The sequence below is a fragment of the uncultured Lamprocystis sp. genome (assembly GCF_903933125.1).
Lineage (GTDB): Bacteria > Pseudomonadota > Gammaproteobacteria > Chromatiales > Chromatiaceae > Thiodictyon.
Genome location: NZ_CAIZIZ010000089.1, coordinates 1 through 3,665 on the forward strand (window position 1 = coordinate 1; position 3,665 = coordinate 3,665).

General features: G+C 65.6%; 4 protein-coding genes. 1 reads left to right on the forward strand and 3 read right to left on the reverse strand.

Features of this window, described 5'->3' with window-relative positions; all coding sequences use genetic code 11:
• Positions 1–132 precede the first annotated feature (132 nt).
• Together QZY03_RS03800 and QZY03_RS03805 are read right to left on the reverse strand one after the other, a co-directional pair.
• The gene (locus QZY03_RS03800; RefSeq protein ID WP_295578423.1) at positions 133–264 is read right to left on the reverse strand and encodes a hypothetical protein; all 132 of its coding nucleotides are present in this window, start codon (positions 262–264) and stop codon (positions 133–135) included.
• Between the two features lie 289 nt (positions 265–553).
• On the reverse strand, positions 554–751 hold the full coding sequence (locus tag QZY03_RS03805) for a hypothetical protein (protein ID WP_295578424.1): 198 nt from the start codon (positions 749–751) through the stop codon (positions 554–556).
• Between the two features lie 195 nt (positions 752–946).
• Here QZY03_RS03805 and QZY03_RS03810 point away from each other — a divergent pair, with 195 nt between their 5' ends.
• Entirely contained in the window at positions 947–2,212 is a 1,266-nt protein-coding gene (locus QZY03_RS03810) for a transposase (protein ID WP_295578425.1), read from the forward strand.
• A gap of 610 nt (positions 2,213–2,822) precedes the next feature.
• Here QZY03_RS03810 and QZY03_RS03815 read toward each other — a convergent pair.
• Positions 2,823–3,641, reverse strand: a complete 819-nt coding sequence (locus QZY03_RS03815; RefSeq protein ID WP_295578426.1) for a hypothetical protein — start codon at positions 3,639–3,641, stop codon at positions 2,823–2,825.
• Between the last annotated feature and the right edge of the window lie 24 nt (positions 3,642–3,665).

Here is a 3,665-nt window from a genome sequence, read left to right on the forward strand (position 1 = left end):
GGCCATCCTGGTCTGGCGGCGTCGGGGCTGGAAGCCCTGACGACGCAGCCTCGTACGCCGGCCGTCGCGACAGCGGTCGAGAGGACTTTCATGTTCCGGGGTGGCGCGGGCGCCATCTTGAATCGGGGTCACTCAATTCAGCATCGCCCAGATCTCCTTCGCGGTCAGTCCGCGAAATCGTTCGAAAAACCGAAACGCCAACACCTGCCCCAGAATCTCGCGCACCTGCGGGGCGAGCGACCCATCCTGCACGGTGCGCCACACGGTGATTTCCGGGAAAAGATGCACCAGCGGGTAGGGGCGACTGAAGTCGCCCCTACAGTCCCGGCCGAACCTTCAAAATCCTCCAGGTAAACGCAGTTGGGAAGTTTATTCCTGGGAATCGCCCAAGCCGTGCGCACGGGCACGCAGGTCAACATCGTCGATCAGCACCGGCGCGAAGACCGCCACATCGGGGTTGTCCGACTCGCGCACCAGCCAGTCCGGCAAGACGGGCCTTGATCGTCATCCCGGCCGGCGGTATGCGTAGTCAGGGCTTCCAGCCCTGACAGGGTCAGGCCAGGATGGCCTGACGACGCACCCGGCGCGCCCAAGTGGCCGGAACGACGATCAAGGCCGCAAGACGCACCGCAGCACGGAGGGCGCAATAGGCGACTGCCGTATTGCGCCGCCAGCAGTTCCAAATTTGGGTGGCCACCGCCGATAACGTGCCGACCGCGAGGCTGATGGTGGATGCGCTGCGCTTATCCACCCTACGAAACCGGCTCCGCTGTAGTCAGTTATAACTAAGGAAAAAGGAGGCGACTTCGTCCTGATCCGCAGGCGGCACGTCGGCGCCGCAGTGTGGTGTGGTCCAGGCCAGGAAGCGGGGACCCTCAGTGCTCGGCGCGCACGGACTGGACGTACTGTACGTGCGGTGGTAACCCGAAAAGTCGGAGGTATCCCCATGAGCAAGGGTAGGTATCGGACGGTTGAAGTCAAGCAAGTGGACTGGGCGGCGTGGGCCATCCAGGCCAGCGGCGGGACGGTCGTGTTGGCCGTCGACGTGGCCAAGGAGGACTTTGTGGGCCGTGTGGACCTGCGTGACGGCGTGCACTTGGGGCGGGTGAAGTGGCGCCATCCCGAGCAAACCGGCGAGCTGCTGGCGGGGATCAAGGGTCTGGCGGCGGTCGCGCGGGTCGAGGCGGTGATGGAGTCCAGTGGCACCTACGGTGATGCCTTGCGCTGGCAGTTGCAGTGCTTGGGTGCGCAGATCTTCCGGGCGAGCGCCAAGCGCGTGCACGATGCGGCGGAAGTGTATGACGGCGTGCCCAGTCTGCATGATGCCAAAGCCGCGGACATCATTGCGGAGTTGCATCGGCAGGGGCACACCCAAGCCTGGCCGGAACACGACACGGCGCGGCGTGCACTCAACGCCCAGTTGCAGATGTTGTACCAATGCAAGACGCTCTACCAACAGCAAAGCAACCGCTTGGAGGCGCTGCTGGCACGGCACTGGCCGGAGGCGCTGGCGATCTTGGGGTTGGAGAGCGCCACCCTGCACCACCTGATTGCCGATTTCGGCGGCCCCGCCCAGGTGCACGGGTTGGAGGGACCCGCGCGGGCGCTGATGCACAAGACCGGCCGCCACTGGCTGGCCGAGGAGAAGATCGAGGCCGTGCTGCGCAGCGCCGGCACCACGCTGGGGCTCCCGTGCGTGTTGGAAGAACGCCAACTGCTGCGTTGGCAGGCCAAGCGCCTGCTGGAGACAGCGGCGGAGGTCCGGCGGCTCGAACAACTGGTCGAGGGGGCCGTCGCCGCCGCGCCGTTGCTCACAACCATGGCGCCGGTGGTCGGACCGGTCACCAGCGCCGTCCTGCTCGCCGCCCTCGGCAACCCGCAGGACTATCCCGATCCCGCCAGCTACTGCAAGGCGTTCGGGCTCAACCTCAAAGAGCGCAGTAGCGGCAAGCACAAGGGACACCTGAAGATCACCAAACGCGGCCCGTCGGTGGCCCGGTACTATCTGTATTTCGCCGCCTTGCGTCTGATCGCCAACGAGCCGATCGTCGCCCGCTGGTTCCAGACCAAGACGACGCGTCCCGGGGCCATGGCGGGCAAACAGGTGGTCGAACTCATGCGCCGACTCGCCAAGGCCCTCTGGCATCTGGCGCACGGCCGGGCGTTCCAGGTCGCGCGGTTGTTCGATCAACACGCGGTCGCCAGCGCCTGAGCGCGCGACCGCCCACCCGGAGGAGACCCTGACGATGGGCTGAGCAGACAGTGACCACGGGCCGTAACGGTGTGTTCCCGGCGTTGACCTCCAATCCACCCTCGGGTCGTTCGCAGACCTGACCGTAGTCCTGAGGCGACGCCCGGAACGGGCCATGGGCAACCTGCCCAATGCAACTGATTCGATGCCGCACCCGGCGCTACGACAGCCGGTCGACGGACATCCGATGCGAGAGGTTCGGCTGACCCCATGGCGGACCGTTCGCTCACACCGTTCAGTCCCGCGACGTTGGTCCGCGTGAAGACCGTCGGCGTTTCGTGTTAAGCCGAGCTTAGCCGATTCCGCGGGGTTTTCGCGCGGGAGGAAGTTATTGAATGACCAATTTTTTCTTCACTTGAATAGCTTATGAGAGGGTGGATAAGGCGCGCCGCTCGGTGTCAGGAACCCGGCACGGCGGTCGCGCGCGCAGCATCCACCAGGGGTCGCGCGATGCCGCCCGAATGTGGAATTGCTGTTGCGCCGCCGGGGAGGGCGCCGCACGATCGCTGGCGCAATATGCTGCGCGATTGCGCCCTACGGCTTGCGATGACCTTGGCGGGGTCGTCGGCAGTCAATGGTCGTGACGGCGCAGTTGCTTCAGCCAGGCTTCGATGAACTCAGGATCGAGACCTTCCAGCCGCTTCTCGGGGGCGAGTTCGCGCAGCCGATCCTCTTCCACCAGGCGATCGAGGAACGTCTTCAGGTACTTGGGATTGCGCAGGACATCTTCCAGAAGGTCCCGCATCGCGTCGCGTTTGAACTCTTCAACGGTGTACGCCATGGCGGTCTCCAGGCCACAGGTGGCGGCCAGTTGGTCGCGCAAGAAGGTGCCGATGCGGCTGCGCGGTTGATAGTGGGTAAAGCCGTACTGGATTTGATCGCCGGCGTGCGCAAACAGTTCCCAGGGGGCGTTGTGCGGCTGCTTCGCCAAGGTGTCCAGCACGATGAGCCGCACCGGCAGTGCGCCGATCATCAGATCATAGACCCCAGGGCAGGCGGTCGCGCGACAGGCGCCGGCCGGCAGTTGGCGCAGCAGTTGGCGCGGCTGGCGGGTGGCGATGGCGTAGCGGCGAAAGTCGCGCGCCGGCAGCAGCGGGTAGGCGCCCGCGGGTTCGGCCAGCGGCTCATCAGTCCCGCGCGCGCCGCTGCGGGCGCGCAACGAGGCCAGCTTCCGGTAGGTCACATAGTGGCTGATGAGTTCTTCCAGCGCCCAGGCGTTGAACGGCTCCGCCGCGGATTTGTAGCTGAGCAGGTTGTGGGCAGCCAGATTCTCCAAGCCATCGGGGAGGCCATCCACGCCGGCTGGATCGGCGGTCGCACCCGCGGCGTCGCGCCGTTCGATGATGAGGATGTCGAGTCGTTGACTCTTGAGGGACAACTCCTCTTCCATGGTCACCGATCAGGGGCGGCCAAC

Excerpts from the sequence above, each read along its gene's own strand:
- QZY03_RS03810 (WP_295578425.1), top strand. The coding sequence starts at position 947 with ATGAGCAAGGGTAGGTATCGGACGGTTGAAGTCAAGCAAGTGGACTGG.
- QZY03_RS03815 (WP_295578426.1), bottom strand. The coding sequence starts at position 3,641 with ATGGAAGAGGAGTTGTCCCTCAAGAGTCAACGACTCGACATCCTCATC.